General features: G+C 73.5%; 17 protein-coding genes. 4 read left to right on the top strand and 13 right to left on the bottom strand.

The genetic code is table 11. The annotated features are described in order from the left end of the window. Positions 1-17: 17 nt before the first annotated feature. From hypE to ACWIGU_RS28105, 6 genes are all read right to left on the bottom strand, one after another. Positions 18-1,049 (bottom strand): hydrogenase expression/formation protein HypE, encoded by a 1,032-nt coding sequence (gene hypE / locus ACWIGU_RS28130; RefSeq protein WP_454404479.1) that lies wholly within the window; start codon positions 1,047-1,049, stop codon positions 18-20. Positions 1,050-1,197: 148 nt separating this feature from the next. Continuing rightward, on the bottom strand, positions 1,198-1,785 hold the full coding sequence (locus ACWIGU_RS28125) for an isochorismatase family cysteine hydrolase (RefSeq protein WP_454404478.1): 588 nt from the start codon (positions 1,783-1,785) through the stop codon (positions 1,198-1,200). An 87-nt stretch (positions 1,786-1,872) separates the two neighbouring features. Next, the gene (locus ACWIGU_RS28120; RefSeq protein WP_454404477.1) at positions 1,873-4,629 is read right to left on the bottom strand and encodes an amino acid adenylation domain-containing protein; all 2,757 of its coding nucleotides are present in this window, start codon (positions 4,627-4,629) and stop codon (positions 1,873-1,875) included. Between the two features lie 23 nt (positions 4,630-4,652). Then, a complete protein-coding gene (locus ACWIGU_RS28115; RefSeq protein ID WP_454404476.1) occupies positions 4,653-5,483 on the bottom strand; it encodes an SDR family oxidoreductase in 831 nt (276 codons plus the stop codon). Then, on the bottom strand, positions 5,480-6,187 hold the full coding sequence (locus ACWIGU_RS28110) for a thioesterase II family protein (RefSeq protein WP_454404475.1): 708 nt from the start codon (positions 6,185-6,187) through the stop codon (positions 5,480-5,482). The genes ACWIGU_RS28115 and ACWIGU_RS28110 overlap by 4 nt, the downstream gene beginning before the upstream one ends. A gap of 53 nt (positions 6,188-6,240) precedes the next feature. Continuing rightward, positions 6,241-7,890 (bottom strand): condensation domain-containing protein, encoded by a 1,650-nt coding sequence (locus ACWIGU_RS28105; protein ID WP_454404474.1) that lies wholly within the window; start codon positions 7,888-7,890, stop codon positions 6,241-6,243. A 227-nt stretch (positions 7,891-8,117) separates the two neighbouring features. Here ACWIGU_RS28105 and ACWIGU_RS28100 point away from each other — a divergent pair, with 227 nt between their 5' ends. The 4 genes from ACWIGU_RS28100 to ACWIGU_RS28085 are packed head-to-tail and all read left to right on the top strand — an operon-like array spanning position 8,118 to position 16,002. Next, positions 8,118-8,882 (top strand): 2OG-Fe dioxygenase family protein, encoded by a 765-nt coding sequence (locus ACWIGU_RS28100; RefSeq protein ID WP_454404473.1) that lies wholly within the window; start codon positions 8,118-8,120, stop codon positions 8,880-8,882. After that, complete coding sequence (locus ACWIGU_RS28095; protein WP_454404472.1) at positions 8,879-12,286, top strand: non-ribosomal peptide synthetase; 3,408 nt, start codon at positions 8,879-8,881, stop codon at positions 12,284-12,286. Before ACWIGU_RS28100 ends, ACWIGU_RS28095 begins: the two co-directional genes overlap by 4 nt. A gap of 2 nt (positions 12,287-12,288) precedes the next feature. Further along, positions 12,289-13,587 carry an MFS transporter gene (locus tag ACWIGU_RS28090; protein WP_454404471.1) on the top strand — a complete coding sequence of 433 codons (1,299 nt, stop codon included), beginning with the start codon at positions 12,289-12,291 and terminating at the stop codon, positions 13,585-13,587. Positions 13,588-13,617: 30 nt separating this feature from the next. Next, positions 13,618-16,002: a M28 family peptidase gene (locus ACWIGU_RS28085; RefSeq protein WP_454404470.1), complete on the top strand. Its 2,385-nt coding sequence runs from the start codon at positions 13,618-13,620 to the stop codon at positions 16,000-16,002. Positions 16,003-16,100: 98 nt separating this feature from the next. Here the strand turns inward: ACWIGU_RS28085 and ACWIGU_RS28080 are convergent, their stop codons facing one another. The 7 genes from ACWIGU_RS28080 to ACWIGU_RS28050 are packed head-to-tail and all read right to left on the bottom strand — an operon-like array spanning position 16,101 to position 25,078. After that, complete coding sequence (locus ACWIGU_RS28080; protein WP_454404469.1) at positions 16,101-17,390, bottom strand: diaminopimelate decarboxylase; 1,290 nt, start codon at positions 17,388-17,390, stop codon at positions 16,101-16,103. A gap of 46 nt (positions 17,391-17,436) precedes the next feature. Next, positions 17,437-18,462 carry a fatty acid desaturase family protein gene (locus ACWIGU_RS28075; RefSeq protein WP_454404468.1) on the bottom strand — a complete coding sequence of 342 codons (1,026 nt, stop codon included), beginning with the start codon at positions 18,460-18,462 and terminating at the stop codon, positions 17,437-17,439. Positions 18,463-18,488: 26 nt separating this feature from the next. Further along, positions 18,489-19,481: a GNAT family N-acetyltransferase gene (locus ACWIGU_RS28070; protein WP_454404467.1), complete on the bottom strand. Its 993-nt coding sequence runs from the start codon at positions 19,479-19,481 to the stop codon at positions 18,489-18,491. Beyond that, positions 19,478-20,485 carry a TauD/TfdA family dioxygenase gene (locus ACWIGU_RS28065; RefSeq protein WP_454404466.1) on the bottom strand — a complete coding sequence of 336 codons (1,008 nt, stop codon included), beginning with the start codon at positions 20,483-20,485 and terminating at the stop codon, positions 19,478-19,480. The genes ACWIGU_RS28070 and ACWIGU_RS28065 overlap by 4 nt, the downstream gene beginning before the upstream one ends. Next, positions 20,482-21,474 carry a TauD/TfdA family dioxygenase gene (locus tag ACWIGU_RS28060; protein ID WP_454404465.1) on the bottom strand — a complete coding sequence of 331 codons (993 nt, stop codon included), beginning with the start codon at positions 21,472-21,474 and terminating at the stop codon, positions 20,482-20,484. The genes ACWIGU_RS28065 and ACWIGU_RS28060 overlap by 4 nt, the downstream gene beginning before the upstream one ends. Beyond that, complete coding sequence (locus ACWIGU_RS28055) at positions 21,471-24,824, bottom strand: non-ribosomal peptide synthetase (RefSeq protein ID WP_454404464.1); 3,354 nt, start codon at positions 24,822-24,824, stop codon at positions 21,471-21,473. Before ACWIGU_RS28055 ends, ACWIGU_RS28060 begins: the two co-directional genes overlap by 4 nt. 35 nt (positions 24,825-24,859) lie before the next feature. Continuing rightward, on the bottom strand, positions 24,860-25,078 hold the full coding sequence (locus ACWIGU_RS28050) for an MbtH family protein (RefSeq protein ID WP_326779311.1): 219 nt from the start codon (positions 25,076-25,078) through the stop codon (positions 24,860-24,862). Between the last annotated feature and the right edge of the window lie 57 nt (positions 25,079-25,135).

The following is a 25,135-nucleotide window of genomic DNA, read 5'->3' as shown; positions in this document are numbered from 1 at the left end:
CTCCTCGGAACCTCGGATCAGCACAGCCGGGGAAGCTCGGCGCCCTGCAGTTCCTCGATCTCCTGGATCCGGCCGTCCTTGCCGGCCATCTCCACGACCGGCTCCGGGCGTTCGGTGACCTCGCCGACGATGACGGCGTCCTTGCCGTAGGGGTGGCCGCGCAGCACGCGCAGGACGTCGTCCGCGTGCTCGGGCGCCACGAACAGCGCCAGACAGCCCTCGTTGGCGCAGTTGACCGGGTTGATGCCGAGCATGTCCGCGGCCATCGCCGTCTCGAAGCTGATCGGCAGCGCCTCCTCCTCGACCCGTACGGCGTGGCCGAGGGCCGAGGCGTACTCGTGCAGCACCGCGTTGAGGCCGCCGCGCGTCACGTCGCGCATGGAGCGCACCGCAGACTCGGGCACCGCGCCGCGGACCGTGTCGATCATGTTGTTCAGCGGGGCGCAGTCGCTGAGCACGTTCTTTTCGAAGCCGAGGCCCTCGCGCACCGAGAGGAGGTGGATGGTGTGGTCGCCGATGGGGCCGCTGAGCAGGATCTTGTCGCCTACGGCCACGTCCTTCATGCGCTTGGGCGGGGAGGTGAAGACACCGACGCCGGTGGTGTTGAGGAAGATGCCGTCGGCCTCGCCCTCCCCGACGACCTTGGTGTCACCGGCGACGATCTTGATGCCCGCCTCGCGCGCGGTGTCCCGGACGGACTCCAGGGCGCGGTGCAGCCCGGAGAGCGGGAACCCGCTCTCCAGGATCATCGCCAGGGTGAGGTAACGGGGCTCGGCGCCGGCCACCGCGAGGTCGTTGACGGTGCCGCACACCGCGATCTTGCCGATGTCGCCGTTGCCGAAGAACGGCGGGTCCACCACGAAGGAGTCGGTGGTCATGGCGAGAGCGCCGTCCAGCGGCGGGAGAATGGCGCTGTCCTCCATCTCGCCGAGGTAGACGTCCCCGAGCACCTCCACGACGAACTCGACGAGTTCCCGGCTGAGCCGGGCCCCGGTCCCGTGGTCAAGGACGATTTTCTGGTCCAGAAAGGACGTCGTGGCCGTCGGCAACGTGACTCCCGGTGGGGTCGAAGACGTACGCGGATGAGGGGGCGGCTGAAGCGGGGTGAGGCGGGCTGATGACGGGGGAGGCGGGGGGCGGCGCGGGGAGGGGCGCCGCCCGCCGGCGAGGCCGGTCGCGGATTCGCGGACCGAGGGCTCAGGGGGTGCGGAACACCTTGCGCGGCAGGTCGCCGTCGGCGTCGAGGACGCGGACGATCTCCTCGGACGGCGCCACGGTCGCGCAGTAGCCGTCCAGCCAGTCCAGGGCGCGCACCTTGTCGTGCTCCTGGGCCGAGACGACGCAGTCGCTGGGGACCCAGACGTTGTAGCCGCGGAAGAACGCGTCGGCGGCCGTGGTCTGCACGCAGATCTGGCCCTGCATGCCGGTCACGATGACGGTCTCGACGCCGAGGGCCTGCAGCCGCTCGTGCAGGTCCGTCTCGTAGAAGCCGCTGTCCTTGTTCTTCTCGACGAGGATGTCGGTGTCGTCCAGGAAGACGGGCAGGATCTCGGCGCCCTGGGTGCCCTTCTGCGCGGGCAGCCGGCCGCCCTCGTACCGCTCGGCGACCGGGTCGTCCGCCTTGTTGATCAGCTGCAGGTGCAGCACGTGGTGGCCGCGCTTGCGCATGTCCTTGAGGAAGCCCGAGAAGCTGGGGGTGGCCTCCGCCACGGCGTCGATGCGCTCCTGGTTCTTGTTCACCAGGTCGTACTGAAGGTCATTGGTGAGGACCGCGACCTTGCTCATGAACACTCCTCGAATCGGTGTCAGGTCTCGAACATCCCGCCGCCGGTGGCGTCCGGGACAGTCGGGCAAAGCCCTTACACGGCCCGCTCAGGCCGTCCTCGCCGCCTCGGCGGGCGCCGTGGAGGCGGCCTCGGCCAGCGCCGACGGGGTGCGCAGCCGGTACACGTCGCGCACGTCGACACGGACGCCCGCGTCCCGCAGCAGGTGCACGACGCGCAGTGCGCGCAGCGAGTTGCCGCCCAGCTCGAAGAAGTCGTCGCCGGCCGCGACCTGTTCGCCGAACGCGGTGTGCCAGGCGGCGAGCACGGCGGCCAGCGTGCCCTGTGCGGACTCGTCCGCCACACGGGGGAGTTCACCGCCGGCGGCCCGGGGCGCGGGCAGCGCGGCCACGTCCACCTTCCCGTTCACGGTGAGCGGCAGCTCGGCGAGCGGGGTGACAGTGGCGGGCACCATGTACTCGGGCAGCAGCCGGGCGGCGTGCCGGCGGACCTCGCGGGCGTCGGCCCCGTCCAGTACGGCGTACGCGTCGAGGGTGGCGTCCTCGCCGTTCGCGTCCGTGGGGCGGGTCAGGACGACCGCCGCGGCACGCACCGAGGGGTGGTTGAGCAGCACCGAGCGGATCTCGTCGAGTTCGATGCGGTGACCGCGCAGCTTGACCTGGCTGTCGAGGCGGCCCAGATGCTCCAGGCGGCCGTCGGGCAGCTGCCGGCCCTTGTCGCCGCTGAGGTAGAGGCGGCCTTCGCCGTCCGGGTCGGGTACGAACCGCTCCGCGGTCAGCTCGGGCCGTCCCAGGTACTCCAGGGCGAGTCCGTCCCCGCCGACCGCTATCTCGCCCACGCAGCCGGGCTGCACCAGCCTGCCGCGTGCGTCGAGGACCCGCACGCTCCAGCCGGGCAGCGCGCGGCCCACCGACTGCGAGGAGGCGAGGGCGTCGGCGCGCGTGACGGTCTGGGCCGTCACGTGCACGGTGGTCTCCGTGATGCCGAACATGTTCACCATCCGGCACGCGGACTCCGGATGCCTGTCGAACCACGGGAGCAGGGCGCGGGCGTCGAGCGGCTCCCCGCCGAAGACGACGAGCCGCAGGGCGAGCGGCGTCGGCGCCGTGCGCTCCAGGGACAGCAGCCGGGAGAAGGCCGACGGGGTCTGGTTGAGCACCGTCACCCGTTCGTCGAGGAGCAGCGCGCGGAAGTCCTCGGGGGAGCGGCACGTCCAGTACGGCACGACGACCAGGCGCCCGCCGGTACCCAGACAGCCCCAGATCTCCCAGACCGAGAAGTCGAACGCCGCCGAGTGGAACCACGTCCACACGTCCTGCGGGCCCAGGCGGAAGTCGTCGGCCGTGGCGTCCAGGAGGCGCCCCACGTTGCGGTGCGGCACGACGACGCCCTTGGGGCGCCCGGTGGAGCCCGACGTGTAGATGATGTACGCCGCATCGTCCGGCCCCACCGTGCCGGGCTCCTCCTCCCACGCTCCCTGTCCGGCGGCGAGTTCCCGCAGGCGCGGCAGGGTCACGGTGGCGTGGCCGGCGAAGGCGTCCCTGCCGCCGTCCTCGACCACCACCAGGGACAGGCCCGCGTCGTCGGCGGTGTAGGCCAGGCGGTCGGCCGGATAGGTGGGGTCCAGCGGTACGTAGGCGGCGCCCGCCGTCATCACCGCGAGGAGCACCGACACCAGCTGTGCCGAACGGTCCAGGCACACCCCGACGCGGTCGCCCGGGCGCACGCCGAGCCCTCGCAGAGCGGCCGCGAACCGGTCGCTCCTGTCGACGAGTTCGGCGTACGTCCAGGTGTGCTCGCCCTGCGGGTCTCTCAGGGCGACGGCGTCCGGGCTCTGCCCGGCGCGGTCCCGGACCAGCCGGTCGATGCGCCGCGGCCCGCTGTCCGCGGCCCGCGGGGTGCGGCCGAGATCCAGGATGCGCTCTCGCTCGGCCGGCCCGTGCAACGCGACGTCGGCCAGCGGGAGATCCTGGTCCCCGCACATCAACTGGTGTGTCACCACGGTCAGTTGCTGCTCGAAGTCTGTCGGAAGCTGGTCCGCGGGCGCCGAGGGCAGGGTCCAGCAGTGCACCTGCGGGGTGCCGTCCGCGTCGGAGGCGGTGACCCGCACGGTGACCGGGTGGCGGGCGTCCAGCGCGGGGAGCCGCCGCACCGCGGACACCGCCCGCGGCCGCAGGTCCACATCGAGTGCGAGCCGCGGCCCGCCGCCGTCGGCCCGGGCACCCGGCCGCTGCACTTGCTCACGCACCCAGGCCCGGTAGGCGGCCACCGGCTGGTCCTCGTCCAACGCGTCCCCGCCGAGCGAGACGCGGCGCACCCCGTCGGTGGTGTGGACGGTGACGTCCAGGACCGGCCCGTCCTGCGCCCGCGTCCTGGCGGCGATCAGGAGCAGCGCCGCCGCCAGGTCCGCGGCCGCGGCCGTGACCCCGCCCGCGCCGAGCCCCGGGACCGGCACCTCCCGGCACCCGGGATCCGAAGGGGATCCGGAGCCGGTCAGGGGTCGCGCCGGGCCGAGAGCGGCCAGCGCGGCGCGGTCCAGGAGGTCGGGGCCGTCGTCGCCGGGGCCGGTCACGGCCACCAGATCCCGTACTCCGTCGGCGTATTCGAGCAGGGTGAGCCGGACACCGTCGCCGCCGTGACGGCCGTGCAGCTCGCGGGTGCGGCGGCGCAGGGCAGCGGGGCTGTCCGAGGGGGCGGGCACCGGCTCGGCCCACAGGCGCAGTCTGCCGGGGCCGGGCCACGGGGCGCCGGCGAGCGCGGCGCGGCAGTCGTCGGCCGAGTATCCGGGCGCGACCGCGTACACGGCGGCGTGCCGGGCGGCGACCGAAGGGGAGTTGGACGACACGGGCGTCTCCTGACCGATCCGGGTCAACGGGCGCTGTAGCCGGCGTCGACGGTGATCACACCGCCGGTGGAGTGACGGGACTCCTCGGAGGCGAGCCACAGGGCGGCCCCCGCCACGTCGTCCGCCTCCACCAGCGTGTTCATGGGCATCTGCGTGATGAACTCGGCTTCGTGGTCGGCCGGTTCGATCCCGATGCTGCGGCCGATCTCCACCAGCATCCGGCCCTCCCACTCCTCGCCGTCGCGCACCGAGCCGGGGCAGACCGCGTTCACCCGTACCCGGTACGGCGCGTAGTCGAGGGCGGCGGCCTTCGTCAGGCCGACCAGGCCGTGCTTGGACGCCACGTAGCCGGCGAAGTTGCGGTACCCCACCAGACCGGCGGTGGAGGCGATGTTGACGATGGAGCCGGAGCGGGCCGCCACCATCGACGCCCCCGCGGCCTTCAGCATCCGCCAGGCGCCGTTGAGGTTGACGTCGATCATCACCGCCCACTCGTCCTCGGTGACCTCGTGCACGATCCGGCCCGCAGGACCCGCGATCCCCGCGTTGTTGACCAGCACGTCCAGCGAACCGAAGCGGTCCACGGCATCGGCCACCACCCGCTCGCAGGCCGCCGCGTCCCGCACGTCGGCGCGTGCGGTGAGCACGGCGGCCCCCTGCTCGCGGCACAGGCGGGCGGTGTGGTCGAGCTGGCTCGGGGTGGCCGCGGGGTAGGGGACGTGCGGCAGGCCGGCGGCGATGTCGACCAGGACCAGGTCGGCGCCCTGCGCGGCGAACGCCGTGGCGCAGGCCCGCCCGACGCCCCGCCCGGCACCGGTGACGATCGCGGTCCGGCCCGTGAGCCGTCCGCTCATGACGGCGTCCCGGCGCCGAGGAGCTGCCCGGCGAGCAGGTCGAGCAGCGCGGGCCACTCCTCCACCAGATACATATGGGCACCGGTGAGCTCCGCGACGGTCACCGTGCCGGTGGTGACCCGCTCCCACTTCGTGAGGTCGTGGGCCGACACCAGCCGGTCGGCGTCGCCGCGTACGGCGAGGACCGGCACGTCGAGGGGCTCACGCTCGACGTACGTGTAGTTCTCGTGCATCGCCACGTCGGTGCGCAGCGGCGGCAGCACCAGATCGCGCAACTCCGGCTCGTCCAGGGCCGGGTGTCGGTATCCGGCGATCGTGTGGATACCGGCGATGAACTCGTCGTCGGGCAGGCCGGTGATCCGCCCGCGGCGCAGTGTGCCCGGCCATGTCGCGCCGGAGGCCACCAGCGTCAGCCCGCCCCGCTCCGCGGCGAGCGCGCGCGTCGCCTCGTAGGCGAGCAGCGCGCCGAAGCTGTGTCCGAGGACGGCGACCTTGCCGAACCCGGCCGTCGCGGACCGCAGGGCGGGCAGGACCGCGTCCATCAGGGCGCCGAGCTCGGTGCACTCCGGCTCGGCGAACCGCTTCTCCCGGCCCGGCAGTTCGACCGGGAGCACCGTAAGGCCCTCGCGCTGCCCCAGCCACGGGTGGAAGAAGCTCGCTCCCGCACCGGCGGGCGCGAAGCACAGAACCGCCGCACTCAACATGTCTCTCCAAAATCCGTGGGTCCGCTGGGTGGTGTGGATCGGACGGTGATCGCTCAGGCGGGCGCCTGTTCCTCGTCGGCCGTCATCCGCTGCAGTACGGCCCAGGCGACCGCCTCGAGCGTGAAGTCGGCGTACAGGTCGCGCACCGTCATCTCGACGCCGAACTCGTCCCGCAGCCTGGCCGCGAGCCGCACCGCGAGCAGTGACTGGCCGCCCAGGTCGAAGAAGTTGTCGTGCACGCCGACGCGTTCCGTGCCGAGGAGCGCCGACCAGATCCCGGCGACCTCCTCCTCGAGCGGGGTGCGGGGCGCGACGTACTCGGTCGCGGCGGGAGCTTCGCCGTGCACGGCGCCGCCGCGCACCGTGGGGATCTCCCCGTCGGGGACGACGGTGGCCAGCAGCTGCGACAGGGGCTCGTCGGGCCGCTCGCAGGCCGCCTCCAGGACGGCGGCGAAGTGGCGGGCGACGCGGTCGGCGGTCGCGGCGTCGTAGAGGCCGGTGCGGTACTCGAGGGCGGCCGTGCAGCCGCCGTCCGCGTCGGGGCGTACCTCGAGCACCAGGTCCGACTTGGCGGCCGACGTGTCGGCGGGAATCAGTTCGAAGTCGATGCCGGCGCTGTGCCAGCGGCTCGGCCGCGTGTTCTGCAGCACCAGCATCACCTGCGAACGCAGGCCCTCGGCGCCGGGACCGCCGTGCCCGCGCAGCACCTCGACGGCCTGCTCGAAGGGCAGCTCCTCGTGGTCGAAGGCGTCCAGGCAGGTGTTGCGGGTCCGGCCCACCAGCGCGGCGAAGCCCGCGGTGCCGGACACCTGGGTGCGCAGCAGCAGCGGATTGACGAAGTAGCCGATCAGCCCCTCCAGTTCGGGGCGGCCGCGGCCGGCCATGGGGGAGACGACCGTGATGTCCTCCTGCCCGCAGTAGCGTGCGAGCAGCGCGTCGAGACCGGCGAGCAGCACCATGAACAGCGTGGCCCGCTCGGCGCGGGCAAGCTCCTCCAGGCGTGCCGTGAGCGCGGCGGGCAGGGTGAAGTGGTGCACGGCGGCGTGCCCGCAGTCGTCGGCGGGCCGCTCCCGGTCGGCGGGCAGCGCGAGCGGCTCGGCGCCCGCCAGGGTCCGCGTCCAGTGCCCGGTCAGATCATCGAGGGCGGCGCCGCTGAGCGCGTCACGCTGCCACACCGCGAAGTCGGCGTACTGGACGGGCAGTTCTTCCCACAGGGGCTCCACCCCGGCCAGTTCGGCGGCGTACGCGTGGGACAGCTCCTGCAGCAGGATCGCCGAGGACGCCCCGTCGGTGACGATGTGGTGCAGCGCCAGGAGCGCTATGTGGTGCTCCGGGCCCAGCCGCAGCAGCTCCAGGCGCAGCAGCGGCCCGCCGCGCAGGTCGAAGGGCGCGAACAGCACCTTGTCGGCGTACGACCGGAAGTCGTCGGGCCCGGCGCCGTGCACCGGGACCCGCAGTTTCCGCTCCGGCCCGATCACCTGCACCGGGTCCTCGCCGTCCAGGGCGAAGACCGTGCGCAGCACCTCGTGCCGCGCCACCACCGCGTTCAGCGCCCGCTCCAGCGCCGCGCCGTCCAGCGGCCCGCGCAGCCGCACCGCCGCGGTGATGTTGTACGCGGCACGGTCGGGGTCCACCTGATGCTGCAGCCACAGGCTCTGCTGGGCGAACGAGGTCACCACCGTCAGCGAATCGTCGGCCGTCAACGTCACCCTCCCTGTCCGACTGCCCGGGCAGCCCTTACCCGGATGGTCGGCCGGCCCGGACGCGCGCGGCAGTCAGGCAATGTCCTGACTGCCGCACCCGCCTGCGGGCCTGTTGCATCCAAAGACCGCTCGCGGGGCCTCACCTGGGCGACGCGTGCCGATGCGATCCGTCCGCACCGCCGCCGGGGCCCTGTCCCCGGCCGCCCACCGAAAGGGGACTCGACCTCGTGTCCGAGACCACCACGGCCGCCGCGCAGACGCGGACGGTGACCGCCGCCGTCACAGGCCTGTCGGGATGGGGCGGCCATCTGCTGACCGCACCCGAGGTGCGCCGGCTCACCGGCACCGGTCCGCAGGACTGGGCACGCTTCGCCCGCCACTGGGACGACCTCACCCTCGACACCTTCATGAAGGACGGGGGCACCTACCGCTACCGGCGCTACGGGCACTTCCGCTTCGACGCCCGGACCGGCGAGCTGACCGCGCAGCCCCACGCCCCCTATTTCCAGGACACCGCCGTCAACCCGCTCAACGGCGGCGTGCGGCGCAGCTTCGACCCGCTCACCGAGGCGTTCCTCGCCGACCCGCTGACGGAGGCCGTCGTGCGCCTGCTCGGCGACGTGTTCTCCCGGGCCGAAGGGGCCCGGCACTGGGACGTCAAGCTGCACCCGTTCCGGATCGTGACCAGCCCCGACCAGACGGGCAGGCCCGCCCCCCAGGGCCGCCACCGTGACGGCGGGGCCTACGTCACCTCGCTCCTGGTCGACCGCACCAACATCACCGGCGGCGAGAGCTCCCTCTACGACGACGACGGCAACCAGCTGTTCGCGGTCACCCTCGACGAACCCGGCGACCAGCTCCTGGTCGACGACCGCAAGCTGCTGCACGACGTGACACCCCTGGCCCCCGTCGACCCGGCCCGCCCCAGCCACCGCGACGTACTGATCGTCGACTTCGACCCCGTCGCGGCCGACGCGGAGGAACTGCGATGACCGAGACCCTGCCCGCGGACCCCTCCGCCCTGCAGCGCGCCGTGGCAGAACTCAGCCCCGAGCGGCGCGCCCTGCTCGCCCGGCACCTGGCCCGCGGCAGGGCCGGCTCCGGCATCTCGGTCACGGCTCTGCCGCGCACCGGTCAGGCCCAGCGCTACGTGGCGTCCCCCGGCCAGCAGCAGCTCTACTACCAGTACCAGCTCGACCCGTCCGCGGTGAACTACCTGCTGCCGATCGCGGTGCGGCTGCGCGGCGACCTGGACACCCGAGCGCTGGAGCGTGCCCTCGCCGCGGTCGTCGCCCGCCACGAGGCGCTGCGCACCCGCTTCGCGACCGACCCCGAACACGGCGTGGTGCAGGTCGTCGGCACCCCCGACGAGGTGCGCGTCGTGCTCGGGCGCGGCCGGGCCCGCGCCGACGAGGTGCCCGCACTCCTGGACGGGATCGCCCGGCGCCCCTTCGACCTGTCCGCCGCGCCGCTGTTGCGCGCCGAGCTGTGGCAGCTCACCGACGACCCCGAGGCCCCCGACGGGCGCTCCTGGCTGCTGACCCTGTGCGTCCACCACATCGTCGTGGACGGCTGGTCGCTCGGCGTCCTCGTCGACGAACTCACCGAGGGGTACGCCGCCCAGCTCGCCGGGCGCCCCGCGAACCTGCCCGAACTCGCCGTGCAGTACCCCGACTTCGCGGCCGCCCACCACACGTGGCTGGCCGGTGACGAGGCCGCACGGCAGATCGCCCACTGGCGCGAACAGCTCGACGGGGTGCTCCCCCTGGAACTCGCGGGCGACCGGCCCCGCCCGGCCAGGCCGACGTTCTCCGGCGCCGCCGTCCGCATCGACCTGGACGCCCAGCTCGTCGAGCGGGCCGACCGGCTCGGCCGCACCGAGAAGGCGACCCCGTTCATGGTGCTGCTCGCCGCGTACGCCGTGGTGCTGCACCGCTGGTCGGCCGCGCGGGACCTGGTCATCGGAACCGCCGTCGCCGGACGCACCCGGCCCGAATCGGAGCCGCTCATCGGCTTCTTCGTCAACACCCTCCCGCTGCGCGTGCGCGTCGACGACGCCGCTTCCTTCCGGGAGCTGCTGCGCGCCACCCGCGACAGCAGTCTCGACGGCTTCGCCCACCAGGACGTGCCCTTCCCGCGGATCGTGCGCGAGGTCGGCGGCGAACGCACCAGCGGCCGCTCGGCCCTGGTGCGCGCCCTGTTCGCGCTGCGCAACGTCCCCCTGCGCCAACTGGAACTGGACGGCGTGCGCGCCGAGACGCTCAACCTGCCCAAGACCGGGTCCGACATCGACCTGTCTCTCGAGTTCTCGCCCGCCGAGCACGGCGGCGGCCTGACCGGCTGGCTGTCGTACTCCTTCGACCTGTTCGACCAGGACACCGCCGAACGCATCGCCCGCGCCGTCCGCCAGGTCCTCACCGCCGCGATCGCCGCCGACGGCGACACGGCCGTACGTGACCTGCCGGTCCTGACCGAGGTGGAGCACACCACGCTGGCCCTGCACTGGTCGGGCCGCGAGGCGCCCGCCCCGGGCGGCGACGGCCTCCTCGACGCCTTCCACGCCCACGCGACCGCCACCCCCGACGCCACCGCGGTCGTCGCCGACGTCCCGCCCCCCGCCACCGAGCACCGTCTCACCTACCGGGAACTGGACGAGCGGGCCGGCCGGCTGGCCCATCTGCTGGGGGCCCGGGGCGTGGGCCCCGAGGACCGCGTTGCGCTCCTGCTGCCGCGCGGCCTCGACCTGATGGTCTGCGTCCTCGCCGTGCTCAAGGCGGGAGCCGTCCTCGTACCGCTGGAGAGCGAGCACCCCGCGGGGCGCCTGGCCCAGGTCGTCGCCGACGCCACGCCGTGCCTGATCCTCACCGACACCCGGCTCGCGGCCCGGCTGCCCGAGGGCACGCCCGTACTCACCGTGGAGGACCTGCCCGCCCTCACGGCGCACTACCCGGCGGCCGGGCCCGACGTGCCGGAACTGCCCGGCAGCGGCGCGTACGTCCTCTACACCTCCGGCTCCACCGGCGCCCCCAAGGGCGTGCTCATCACCCGTGCGGGACTGGCCAACCGGCTGGCCGGCATGTGCGCGGACCTCGGCCTTGGCCCCGACGAGCGCGTGCTGCACAAGACCCCGCTCAGCGCCGACACCTCGATGTGGGAACTCCTGGTCGCGCTCCGTTCGGGCGGCCGCACGGTGCTCGCCGCCCCGGGCCTGGGCACCGACGTCGACTACCTGTACTCCGTGCTCGCCCGGCACTCCGTCACCACCTGCTTCTTCGTGCCCTCGGCGCTGCGCCCCGCCATCGGCCTCGGCGGGCTGCCCCGCGCCGGCGCCGCCCTCAGGCTGGTGATCAGCGCCGGCGAGGAGCTGCCGGCCGACCTCGCAGACCAACTCCTCCTCCAGGTACCGCACATCCGCCTGGTGAACTCCTACGGGCCGACCGAGACCACCATCAACATCGCCGAGCACACCGTCACCGCGCCCGCCGCGTCCCCCGTGCCCATCGGACGGCCCGTGCCGGGCGGCGACCTCTACGTCCTGGACGGCGCCGGCCGCGTGCAGCCCGTCGGTGTTCCCGGCGAACTCCACGCGGGCGGCGTCCAGGTGGCGCGCGGCTACCTCGGCCGCCCCGCCCAGACCGCCGAGGTCTACGTCCCGCACCCCTTCGTCCCCGGCGCCCGCGTCTACCGCACCGGTGACCGCGCCCGCTGGCGCCCCGACGGGACCCTGGAGTTCCTCGGCCGCACCGACCACCAGGTCAAGATCCGCGGCTTCCGCGTCGAACCCGCCGAGGTGGAGGCCGCGCTGCGCGCCCACCCCCAGGTCGCCGACGCCCTCGTTCTCGCCGCCGCGGCCCCGGACGGCGGCGCCCGCCTGGTCGGCTATGTGACCGCGGCGCCCGGGCAGAGCGCGCCGGACACCCCGGCCCTGCGCACGCATCTGCGCGCGGCGCTGCCCTCGCCGATGGTCCCGGACGTCTTCGTCGCGCTCGACGCCTTCCCGCTCACCCCGTACGGCAAGATCGACCGGGCCGCGCTGCCCCGCCCTGGCCGGGCCCCGGCGAAGGAACGCCGGGCGCCCGCGGACGACCTGCAGCACGTGCTGGCCGGTGTCTGGGAGCAGACCCTGGAGATCACCGACGTCTCGGTCGACGACGACTTCTTCGAACGCGGCGGCCATTCGGTGCTCGCCACCATCGTCGTCTCCAGCATCCGTGAACTGTTCCGGCTCGAACTCCCCCTGCACTTCTTCGTCGAGGCGCCCACCGTCGCCACCCTCGCCACGCTGATGCGCGCCGAGGGAGCCGAGGCAGGCATCGACGTGGACCGGGTCGCCGCCCTCGTGCGGCAGGTGCAGAGCATGTCGCACAACGAGGTGCAGCAGAAGCTGGAGGGCTGACCGTGGCGCCGCGCACGCCGCGCTTCGCCTACGGGTACGGGCGCCTGTGGGCGGCGACCGCCGCCTCCGGATTCGGCGACGGCACCCGCACCGCCGCCCTCGCCGTCTACGCGGCCACCCTCACCCACGATCCGTTCGCGGTCGCGCTGGTGGCGATGGCGGGAAAGCTGCCGTGGACCTGCGTGGGGCCGTTCGCCGGCGCCCTGGTGGACCGCCTCGATCGGTGGCGCACCCTGTGGATCTGCGACGTCGCCCGGGTCCTGGTCACCGGTGCGCTGGTCCTGCTGATCCTCACCGACCGGGCCGGGATCACCGTCCTCGCCGTCATCTCGTTCCTGCTCACCTCGATCACGACGCTCGCCGAGAACCTGTCGCAGGCCGTCGTCCCCGACGTGGCCGGCGGCGGCTCCCTGGACTCGGCCAACAGCCGCTTGATGGGCGGTCAGCTGGTGAGCAGCGAGTTCCTGGGAGCACCGCTGGGCACCGCCCTGTTCGCGCTCGGCCAACCGGTGCCGTTCGCCGTGGACACCCTCTCCTTCGCCGTCTCCGCCGTCCTGGTGTTCAGCATCCGCCCCCCGGGCGCCCGCCCCGCGCCGACGGCGGCGGGCAGGCTGACCGCGCGCGCCGTGGTGTCCGAGACCGCCGACGGCATCCGCTGGCTGTGGCGCCACCGAGTGGTGCGCACCGTGTGCGTCCTGGTCGGCGCGCTCAACTTCGCCGTGGTCGCGGTCCTGAGCATCGCCGTCCTGTACGCCCTGAACGTGCTGCACATCAGCCAGCGCGCCTACGGCCTGCTCCTGGCCGTCCTCGCCGTGGGCGGCCTGGCCGGGGTACTCCTCGCCCCCCTCGTCACCCGCGCCATCGGCCGCGCCCGCACGCTCCAACTGGCCTTCGCGCTGTGCCCGTTGCCGTTCCTGATCGCCGGACTCACCTCGCTCCCGCTGCTCGCCGCCGGCGCCCTCGCCTTCGTCGGCGCCGCCATCTCACTGGCGACGGTGGTGACCACCTCGCTGCGGCAGTCGCTGGTGCCCGGCGAGCTGTTCGGCCGGGTCAACGGCGGCTACCGGTTCGTCGTCAACGGAGTGTCTCCGCTCGGCGGCGTGGCCGGCGGCGCGCTCGCCGAAGCCGCGGGGCTGCGCGCCCCGTTCCTGTTCGCGGCCGCCCTGCTCGCCGCGGCCACCGTGACGGCGCTGCTGCGGCTGTCCCCGGCCGCCCTCGACGCGGCCGGCGACGACACGCCCGCCGAGCGGACCGGACAGGCCGTGGCGGCCGAACGGACCCAGGCACCGGAACGGACCTGAGCACACCGACGACAAGGAAGCAGCCGACCGATGGCCGACACCCGTACCACCCCCGCGGACCTCACCGCCGCGCAGGAACCGCGGCCACCCGCAGCGGGCCCGCGCCGCCCGTCACCCGCGATGCGGGCCCTGACCCGCCTCCTGGTGCCGGTGCTCGCCCTGGCCGTCGCCCTGGCCGGCGTGCTCTGGGCGAGCCTGACACCCGCCCCGGCGCCGGCCTCGGCACCGGCGGGCTCCTTCTCCGCCGCGCGCGCCTACCCGCACGTGGCGGCCGTGGCGCGCGGCCCGCACGCCACCGGCACCGCGGCCCACGACCGCGCACGCGACGAAGTGGTCCGCCACCTGCGCGAGTTGGGGCTCGGCGCACGCATCGAGCCGGGCACCAGCAGCGACACCGGCAACGGCGCGGCCGTCGCCGCCTGGACACAGAACATCAGCGCCACCGTGCACGGCACCCACCCCAGCGGCAGGGTGCTGATCGTCGCCCACTACGACTCCGCGGAGAACAGCCACGGCGCCTCCGACGACGGCATCGGCCTCGCCACCGCACTGGAGGTGGCCCGCGCCCTCAAGACGGGCCCCGCCCCCCGCAACGACGTCACCTTCCTGATCACCGACGGCGAGGAGCCCGGCCTGCTGGGAGCCCGCGCCTTCGTCGCCCGCGACACGGCACCGGCGGCCTCCACCGTGGTCCTCAACCTGGAGGCACGGGGCACCTCGGGACGGGCGGTCATGTTCGAGACGGGAACCGGGAACGCCGCCGTGCTTCCCGCGCTCGGCGACCGGGTCCCCGTGGCCACCTCGCTGTCCGACGAGGTGTACCGGATGCTGCCCAACGACACCGACTTCACCGTGCTGCGCGAGGCCGGCATGACCGGAATGAACTTCGCCGTGATCGGCACCTCCGCGAACTACCACACCCCGCAGGACAACCTCGCCCACTTCAGCCGGGCGAGCCTCCAGGACATGGGCGACACCGTCCTGGCCGCGGCCCGCCGACTGGGCGGCGCCGACCTGAGCGGCACCTCGCACGCGGGCGGGGCCACGTACTTCACCCTGGGGCCGGTCCTCGTCCGCTACCCGACGGGCCTGGTGCTGCCCGGCGCGCTCCTCGCCGTGGCCGCCCTCGGCGCCGCCGGATGGTACGCGCGCCGGCGCGGAGCCGTCCGGGCCAAGAAGGCCGCGCTGAGCGCGGCCACACTGCCGCTCGCCCTCCTGTGCGCGACGGCGGCGGTCAGCGCGGTGTGGCCCGTCGCGACCTGGCTCAGACCGCAGTGGACCGGGTTCGCGCTGGGCAGCCCCTACACCGCAGGACCGCTGCACCTGGCCGCCGCACTCCTGACGGCAACTGCCCTGTGGGTGTGGGCGGTGGTGACGCGCCGCCGGGTCGGCGCCCTGGAGGCGGGCGCCGCGGTCACCGCATGGCTGACCCTGTGCACGCTGCTGAGCGCCCTCTGGCTGCCGGGCGCCTCGTACCTGTTCCTGTGGCCCTCGCTGACCGGGGCGGCGGGCCTCGCGGCCGCGGCCCGCGTCGGCCCCGGCTCGCCGTGGCGCGGCGCACTGGCCACGGCGCCCCTCGTGCCGTGCGCCGCCCTGCTGGTACCGGTGGGCACGCTGCTCTTCGACACGGTGCCGGTCGCCTTCGCCGCCGCCCCGGCACTCCTGCTCGCCCTCGCGCTCGCCACCGCCCTGCCCGCGGTGCCCGCCACGACCCGCCGCCGATGGCTCGCCACCGGCACCGGCCTCGGCACAGCGGGCGCGCTGGCCGCGCTCGGCGCGGCCCTGCTCGCCGGCGCGCCCACCGCGTCCCGCCCCGCGCAGGTCAGCCTCCTCTACACGCTGGATGCCGACACCGGCCGCGCCCGCTGGGCCTCCAGCGGTGCGGGCGACTCCGGCTGGCTCGACCACTACGTCGGCGGCGCCACAGCGTCCCTGGAGAACACCTTCCCCTCCCTCGACCAGCCACCGCGCTGGCACACCGGGTCCGCGCCCGCCGCGACCGTCGCCGCCCCCCAGGTGAAGGTCCTCTCCACCACCCGCACGGGCGACGTCCGCCACATCACCCTGTCCGTGCGCGCCACGGACGCGAGGGCCGCGGAGATCGGCCTGTACGCGGACGCCGGCGGCGCGGCCGTGGCGCGCGCCGAGGTGGCCGGACAGACCGTCCCCGGCGGAACCAACCGGCCCTTCGCAAGCGACGGCTGGCGCTGGGGCCTGCTCCTTGCCGCCCCGCCCACCGGGCCTGGCACCCGGGTGGAACTGACACTGCGCGGAACGCAGCCGCTGACGCTGCGCGCCGTCACCCGGACCCCGGGGCTGCCTAAGGGCACGCTGAGCGTCCCGCGTCCGGCCGACGTGACCTGGTCCGCGAACAACTCGGGGCTCACACTGGTGTCCCGCCGCTACGTGCTCTGACGGGCGGCGCGGCCTGAACACCCGGGATCTCAGCAGCCCCCACGCAAGACGCCCGGCCGGGAAACCCCGGCCGGGCGCTTGGTTTCTCTGACGAAACGTCACAGACCCTCGGGGATACGCTCGTTGACGATGACCTGCTCGATGCTCTGGCGGGACCGGATCAGGTCGAAGCTGCCGTCGGCGCGGCGCAGCACCTCGGCGGCCTCGGGGTAGGAGTTGAAGTTCTTCATCGACATCGAGGAGCAGTAGCTGCCCGCCCGCTCGATGACGACGTAGTCGCCGATCTCCGTGCGGCCGAGCGGCACCGGCGCCAGCTCCTCCTGCTTCGCGGTGAGCACGTCACCGGCGATGCAGCAGTGGCCGACCACGTTGAACTCCTCGCGGTCGTCGGCCGCGCGCTCGGCGCCGCCCGCGGCGGGGACCGACACGATCGGGTGCTGGACGCCGTAGTAGGACGGGCGGGCGATCTCGGTCAGACCACTGTTGATCTTGAGGAAGGAATTGCCTTCCGCGCCGGTGTCCGCCTTGTCGATGACCTTGGTGACCAGCGAGCCGGCCAGCGCCGTCAGATAGGTGCCGGGCTCCACCTCGGTGTGCAGCCGGCGGCCGGTCTCCTCGGCGAACTGCTTGAGCTCGTCGGCCACGACGCGGGCCCACTCGGTGTGGTCGTAGACCGGGTCGCTCTGCAGGGCCGAGACCCGGTAGCCGCCGCCGAGGTCCAGGGTGTGCACGTCCTGGAAGTCGCGGGCGAAGGACAGCATGGTGCGCACCGCGTCGACGAGGATGTCCCAGTGGTGGCCGGAGCCGATGTGTGACTGGAGCCGCACCAGGCGCAGCCCGTACCGCTCGACGATCTGCTTGACCTCGGGCAGCTGCTCGTGCCAGATGCCGAAACTCGACTGCGGGCCACCGCTGTTGAGGCGGCCGACCAGGCCCGAGCCGAAGCCCGGGTTGATGCGGATCGCGACAGCACCGCCCGGGTAGGCGCGGCCGTACTCCTCCAGCTGGTGCAGGGAACCCGCGTCGAACTGCAGCCCCTGATCGATGAGTTCGCGCAGGTTCTCGTCGAAGACCGCCTCCTGCGCGGTCATCGAGATGCGCCCCGGCTCGACCCCGGCGAGCACCGCGCGGCGGGCCTCCCACACCGAGCTCGCGTCGAAGGAGAACCCCTCCCGGTCGAAGAGCCGGATGATCGCCTGACCGGGGCACGCCTTGAGGGAGTAGCGCACCGTCAGGCCGAAAGCGTTGGGGAGGGTGGACATCGTCTTCGACGAGGCGCGCACGGTGGCCTCGTCGTACACGAACACCGGCGTGCCGAACTCCTCGGCGACGGTGCGCACGTCGTCCGGTGCGAGAAACTTCAACTGCTCCACTGCGACCTCACTCATGTCGGACTCATTCCTCGAAGGTGGTTCAGGGCAGGTGTCAGGGGGGTCACGTCCACGGCGTGCTGCCGGGGCCGGTACGGGGGGTGGGCTCGGCCACGATGCGGCTGCGGGTGCGCAGCCGGTCGGCGAAGCCCTGCGGGTCGGCGGTCATCAACTCGTCGTGCAACTGCCGCAGTTGGTGATGCGGGGCGCCGGGCCACAGATGGTGGACGGTGTGGTAGCCGTCGCTGTGCGGATGGATGAGACGGCGCTGGAGCGGGCCGATGTTGGTGATGGTGGAGTCGAAGACGGTGTCCGCGTCGTGGTAGCTGTGCTCGCTGGACTCCCCGATGAACCGCAGCACGGGCAGGACGAGCGCGAACCCGGTCAGCCACACCCCGGCGGCCACCGCGGCCGCGGCGGCGCCCCACAGGAGAGCCGCGGGGAGCGACACGACCAGCAGCGCCCAGCCCACCGGCAGCAGCAGCGCCGGAAGGTCCGTGGAGGTGGACCGGTACCAGCCGCGTTGGTGGGCGGCGATCCGCACCAGCAGGGAACGGGCGTAGCCCACCCGGCTCGTGCGGTCCAGGCCGGTGATGTCCAGCTCCGCGTAGCGCCGCAGGTCGGGGTCGTCGCCGGTGCCGAGCCTGCTGTGGTGCACCAGGTGTTCGGCCCGGTAGCGGGCGATGCGGATACCGGTGGGCAGGCCCGCCAGGACCGTTGCGCACCTGTCGTTGGCCCGGCGGTGGTGGCGGCTCCAGTTGAAGTGGCTGGCCTCGTGGACCAGGCACTCCAGCGCCCGTATCTGGCGTCCCGTGAGGATCAGTGCGATCACAGCCATGAGTACGCCGGCCGCGGCCGGTGCGGGCGCCGACCACCAGCCCGGCCAGGAAGCCGCCAGTATCGCGGCGATCAGCACGAGCTGGTCCGCGACGGCGACGGCCGCCGTGGTGGCGAGGCGCGTGTGATGGGCCGCGCGCAGGACGGGGCGCAGCGCGGCGGGGGACTGGTAGCCGCGCGCGTAGGGGCGGCTCGCGGGCTCGGGGGTCGCCGCCGGGCGGTCTCTCGGGGACAAGGGGGCGGTCTGCGTCATGACGTACTCCAGGAGGACTCGGCGGATCAGCCGGCCGGGGCCGAGAAGAGCATCCGGATCTGGGTGTTGCGGTAACCGGCGCGTTCGAAGGCCGCCGCCATGGGCGCGTTGCCCGTGTCCGTGGTGGCGGTGATCAGTTCGGCGCCGCGTTCCGCGTGGCTGCGGGTGATCTCGGCGAGCAGTACGTCGACGTAGCCCCGGCCGCGCAGTTCGGGGACCACGCCCAGATAGCCGACGTTCGGGTGGTACGGGGTGGCCGAGGGGATCGCGAACCCGGCGACGGTCCCGTCGGGCGTGCGCGCGAGGCGCCACCAGGCGCGCTCGCCGGGGCACCCGAGGTAGAAGTCCAGTTCCTTGCGGGCCGTCGCGGAGGGCCCGTGCGCCGCGAGGTGCTGACGGGTCTCGGCGTCCAGGCTGCCCTCGGCGACGCGGCGGAAGGCGTCGAGGAACTCCTCGTCGGTTGCTTCCTCGAAGGTGAGCCGCTCCGGCACGGCCGGCACCCCGGTCGCGGGCGTCCACTCCAGGCGCAGCCGTTCCACCTCGTGGGTGAGGCCGGCCGCGAGGGCCGCTTCGCGCCGCCAGGCCAGCGCGGCCGACACCGCGGGGTCCGCACGCCAGCCGTTGGACAGCGTCACGTTGTACAGCGGCGGCTGCGCGGCGCCCGCCTGGCCGAACGCCTTGTGCCCGGCCCGCAGCAGATCGGCCGCGAGGCCCGCCCTGTCGGCCACCGAGGGCGCCACGTGCAGACAGTCCAGGGCCACCGGGTGCTCGCTCGCCGCCTGGCCCCACCACAGCGCCCGCGCCACGATGTCGCCGTCCGCCTCGGCGATCCACGACCACTGCGGCCGGTACATCCCCTCGTCGAGTTCGGCCCGGTAGCGGTCGGCCGGAATCCAGCTGATCGGCTCCTCGACGACGAAGTCGGTGACGCGGTCGAGGTCGGCGTCGGTGGTGGGGCGCAGCAGCATGGTTCCTCCGGTGGTGCGGATGGTGCGGTGACGGCCCGCGGCAGCCGTCATCGGCCGGCCGGCAGCTCGGTGTGCAGGTCGGACATGGCGACGAGGATGCGGCGGTCCCCGCGGAACGGTTCCCGGGCGTGCGTGGCGAGGTGGTTGTCCACCACGAGCACGTCGCCGCGCCGCCATGTGAACGACACGGCGGCCTCCCGGTACAGGGATCGGATCAGCTCGGCGACCTCGTTCTCGATCGGCGCGCCGTCCCCGTAGTACGCATTGCGCGGCAGGCCCTGTTCGCCGTACTCCTCGACGAGGATCTCGGCGACCTCCGGTTCCACGTTGGACAGGTGGAACAGATGGGCGTGGTTGAACCAGACGGTCTCGCCGGTCCGCGGATGCTTCGTCACCGCCTGGCGCACCGCGGTGGTGCGCAGCTCGTCGTCACCGGTCCACTCGAACGCCGTGTCCGACTGCCGGCAGTACGCCTCCACCTCGGCCCGGTCGGTGGTCTGGAACGCCACCTGCCAGGACTCGTTGAGGTCCGGGCCGTAGTTGCGCACGTACCGCACTCCGTGCCGCGTGAAGCGCTCCCGGACCTCGGCCGGGATCAGGGGGAACACCCGGCGCTCGCTGGCCACGGGTGTGGCGCCGCCCTCGGGGGAGGGCAGATCGCCGAAGAAGTACAGCAGGCCGGGCCAGTTGTGGGAGTACGACATCTCGTGGTGGAACGGAATCCACTGGTCCTCGCCCAGCTCGGTCGAGGTGAACACCTTGTCGGCGACCTCCGTGCGGGTCGCGGCACGCTCCAGATAGCCGAGCAGGTCCGGCGAGAACGCGCGGGCGGCCCGCCCGAACTCCTGCGGGTCCGGTACGTCGAAGCCGCGCAGCAGCAGCGCGCCGCAGCGGTCGAGGCCCGCCCGCAGTTCCTCCTTGCGGCCGGCCACCCACCGCGGCAGGCCGAGGCCCGGCTCACGCGCCTCGATCTCCAGCAGGAACGGCTCCTCGTGCAGCGGGCGGACCGTGACCGTGCCGTCCTCGAGCGCGGGGGTCAGGTCGGTGAGCGTCATGCGGGCACCTCGCCGGCGTCGATGGCGTCGGCCATGGCGGTCAGGATGCGCCGCGGGCCGACGAAGGGCTCACGGGCGTGCGCGACCAGCATGTTCTCCACGACGAGCACGTCGCCGGGCTGCCAGTCGAAGCCCGTGGTCTCGGCCGCGTAGGCGGCCCGCAGCTCCGCGAGCGTCTCGCTCTCGATCGGGGAACCGTCCCCGTAGTACGTGTTGTAGGGCAGGTCCTCCTCGTCGAGGGCCTCCAGGAGACCGGCGCTGACCTCCGGGTCGAGCGACGTCACGTGGAAGAACAGCGCGTGGTTGAACCAACTGCGCTCCCCGGTGACCGGATGCCTGCGCACCGCGGGCCTGACCTGCACGGTCCGCAGATGGTCCTCGTCCACCCACTCGGGCGTGATGTCGGCACGCGCACAGTAGGCGGCGACGTCCTCGGCCCGGTCCGTCTGGAACGCCTCCTGCCACCGCAGGCTGATGCCCGGCAGGTAGTTGCGGACGTAACGCACTCCCAGGCGCTCGAACCTGTCCACCGTCTCCGGGCGCAGACGCGCCAGGATCCGGCGGGAGTCCGCGAGCGGTGTGCGGCCGCCCTCGGTCGCCGCCCGCTCACAGAAGAAGACGATGCGTGTCGGCCACTTGGCCGTGTACGACTGCTCGTTGTGGAGCAGGATCGGCTGGTCCGCCGGGTACTCGGTGGACGTGTAGACGCCGTCGGACACCTGGCTGCGCGGCGACGAGCGCTCGCCGTAGGCGAGCACCTGCGGCGACAGGGCGTCCATCACGGCCCGGAAGTCCTGCGCGCCGCGCACGTCGAAGCCGCGCAGCAGCACCGCCCCCGCCTTGCGTGCCAGCGCGTCGACCTCGTCCCGGTGGGCGCTCACCCAGGCGGGCAGCGCCCCTCCGGGGCTCTCGCAGCGCACCAGCGCGGGCAGCGAACGGCCCTCCCACACCGGGCTCACGGCCACGGCGTCGTGCACCTCAATGGTCATGCTCGGTCTCCCTCACGATGGGTGGCGGCCGGTCGGTGGCGCTGCGCGCCGCGGTCGATCCGGGGGATGGGGGCCGGTCCGGCCGGCTTCCCGTCCGTGGCCGCGCGCTTCGCCTCGATCGCCTCGGCGAGGCCCGCGAGCGTCGGCGCCTTGAAGAACTGGCCGATCTGCAGCCCCACCCCGAACTCCTTGCGGATACGGGAGATCGCCCGGATCGCGAGGAGTGAGTGCCCGCCCAGGTCGAAGAAGGAGTCCGTCAGGCCGATCCGCTCCACCTCGAGCAGCTCCGTGCACAGTGCGGCGAGACGGACCTGCACGTCGGTGACGGGCGCCGCGAACTCCCCCTGCGTGTCCGGGCGTTCGCCCGAGGGCTGCGGAAGCGCCGCCACGTCGATCTTGCCGTGCGCACCGGTCGGCCACTGCCTGAGCACGAAGAGCTGCGCGGGGACCATCACCTCGGGCACCCGCTCGCGCAGGAACTCACGCAGCTGTTCCGCCAGTTCCTCCGCGTTCGCGGCGTCCGACGTCACGTACCCGGTCAGACGTGGTGCCGTGCCGGTGCGCTGCACGGTGACGTGGCTGCCCGACACCTGCGGGTGCGCGCGCAGCACCGCCGCGACCTCCGCGGGCTCGACCCGGTTGCCCCGGATCTTGACCTGGTCGTCGGTCCGGCCGAGGAACTCCACCGAGCCGTCCGCAAGGAGGCGCGCCCGGTCCCCGGTCGCGTACAGGCGCTGCCCGTGCGCGAACGGATGCGGCACGAACCGCTCGGCGGTCAGTGCGGCACGGCCCACGTAGCCGCGGGCCACCTGCACCCCGCCGACGTACAACTCGCCCGCGACACCCAGGGGTTGGGGCCGCATCGACGTGTCGAGGACATACACCTCGGCACCGGGCACCGGCCGGCCGATCGGCACCCGGTGCGGGACGGGCTCCGGGATTCGCCCGGAGGTGACGTCGATGACGGTCTCGGTCGGTCCGTACTGGTTGACGAACTCGGCGTGCCCGAACCGTTCCAGGACCCGCTGCGCGAGAGGCGCCGGCAGTTCCTCGCCGCCGCTGAGGAGCAGGCGCAGCGAGGGGTGCGCACCGGCCGGAGCGTTCGCGAACTCCTCGAGCAGGGACGGCACGAAGTGGCAGACGCTCACCTCGCGGCGGTCGATCAGTTCCCGCAGGTACTCCAGGTCGCGGTGCCCGCCCACCCGGCATGACACCACCGTGGCGCCGGTGACCAGCGGCAGCAGCAGCTCCCACACGGCGACGTCGAAGCCCAGCGGTGCCTTGCACAGCACCCGGTCGCCCGCACCCATGGAGAACTGCCGCTCCATGCCCATGAGGCGGTTGATCAGGCCGGCACGGGTGGTGAGCACGCCCTTGGGGCGGCCCGACGTGCCGGATGTGAACAGCAGATGGGCACCGGCGTCCGGGGCCGTCGCGACGGCCGGCGGGCGGTGTCCGGGACGGCCCGCGACCTCTTCGCCCGTGACGTCCACGACGTCCAGGCCGGGCAGCAGATCGGCCGACCCGGTGTCGCTGAGCACCAGCCGGGGCGCGCCGTCCTCGACCAGCTGGGCGAGACGGGCGGGCGGATAGCCGGGGTCGAGCGGCAGCACGACGGCCGCCGCCTTCAGCACGCCGAGCACGGCGGCCGCGAGCGCGCCGCCCCCCGGGAGCAGCACACCCACCCGGTCCTCGGCGCCGACACCGCGCGCCGCCAGCAGGTGTGCGACCCGGTTGGCGAGCACGTCGAGCTGGCCGTACGTCAGCTGCCCGCCGTCGCTGTCGACCACCGCCACCGCGTCGGGGCGGGCGTCGACCTGCGCGGCGAACCGCTCCGGCACCCAGGGGCCGGTGAGGGCACCTCGGGCAGCTCCCGACAGGTCGCCCACGATGTGTTCGCGCGCCTGCGGGGCCAGCATGTCCAGCTCGTCCAGCGGGCTGTCCGGTGCGGCCGCCACCGAGGCGATGAGCGTCTCGAAAGCCGATGCCAGGGTCGTCGCCGTGCTCCGGTCGAACAGTTCCGTGGAGTACTCGAGGCGGCCGCTCAGCCCGCCCTGCCCGTCGGGCGCCAGTTGCACCGACAGGTCGCAGCGCACCGTGCCGATGAGCGCGGGCAGCGCTTCGCTCACGAGGCCCGGCATCGTCAGATCGGGGGCGGGCGTGTTGTGCAGCGCCAGCCAGTGCCGGGCGATCGCCGTCTGCCCGGAGGCGTCGCGCCCCGACTGCAGCTCCGCCACGATCCGCTCGAACGGCACGTCCTGATGGGCGTACGCCTGGGTGCACACCTCACGGGTGCGGCGCAGCAGCGTACGGAAGGTGTCGCCGTCCTCGATGCGGACCCGCAGCGGCAGCGTGTTCACGAAGAACCCGACGACGCTCTCCAGCTCGGCGCGCGTGCGCCCGGCCACCGGAGTGCCCACCACCACGTCGCGCCGGTCCGCGAACCGGCCGAGCACACTCGCCCACACCGCGGTCAGCGCCATGAACAGGGTCGACTGGCCACTGTCGGTCAGCGCCCGCAACGACTGCGTCAGCGGCCCGTCCAGCGCGAGCGGCACGGTGTCGCCCACGTAGCTGCGCTCCGCGGGCCGCGGCCGGTCGGTGGGCACCTCCGTCGCCTCCACTCCGCTCAACTGGTCACTCCAGTAAGCGAGTTGATCGGCGATGACGCCCTGCTCCAGCCAGCCGCGCTGCCAGGAGGCGAAATCGGCGTACTGCAGGGGAAGTTCGGCAAGGGAAGGCTCGGCGCCCTGTACCAGCGCCGAGTACAGCTCGCTCATCTCGCCCATCAGCAGGCCGAGCGACCAGCCGTCGACGGCGATGTGATGCACGGACAGGACCAGCACCCACTCCGGCTCCGCCGCGTCGGTGATCTCCAGGAGCACGGCCCGCAGCAGTGGGGGCGCGGACAGGTCGAAGCCCTCCGCGGCCGCCTCGCGCACCCGGTCGGCCACCTCGCCGGACGCGGCACCCCGGACCGGCAGCTCCACCTGGACCGTGCCGGCCGGCCGGATGCGCTGCTCGACACCGTCGCCGTCCTCCACCACTCCGGTGCGCAGCACCTCGTGCCGGTCCACGAGCAGCGCGATCGAGCGGCGCAGCACCTCCACGTCGAGCGCACCGCGCAGCCTGAGTGCCCCGGATCCGACGTACATCGGTGAACCCGGACGCAGCTTGTCCACGAAGTACAGCCGCTCCTGCCCGAACGACAGCGGCGCGCGGGACAGGTCACCGGTGCGCCGCGTCACCTTGCCCGCGACCCGGTCGATACCGTCCGCGTCCAGCAGCTGATCGAGCAGCTTCCGCTGTTCCGCGGAGAGCTGAGCGCCCTGGGAGAGCTGGGTCTGCATTGAGTCCTCCAGATGTCGATGAGGCGCCGACGGCCTCAGCTGCGGCCCGCCTGCGCCATCGCGCGCCGCAGGCTCAGCGGCCGCATGTCCGTCCACACCTCGTCGATCCGGGCCAGGCACACCTCGCGCGTGCCCGTGGTGCCTTCGGCACTCCATCCGGGCGGCAACTCGGCGTCGGCGCGCCAGATCGAGTACTGCTGCTCGTCGTTGACGACCACCGCGTACGCGATGTCGGCACTGTCCCGATCGCTCATCTGCTTCCTCCGTGGTGATGGAACCGTGGTGCTGGAACTGTGGTGCTGGAACTGTGG

It is taken from the genome of Streptomyces sp. NPDC055400 (genome assembly GCF_053644375.1).
The sequence above is the reverse complement of the archived record's forward strand: the minus strand, read 5'-3'. Positions and strand labels throughout refer to the sequence as shown.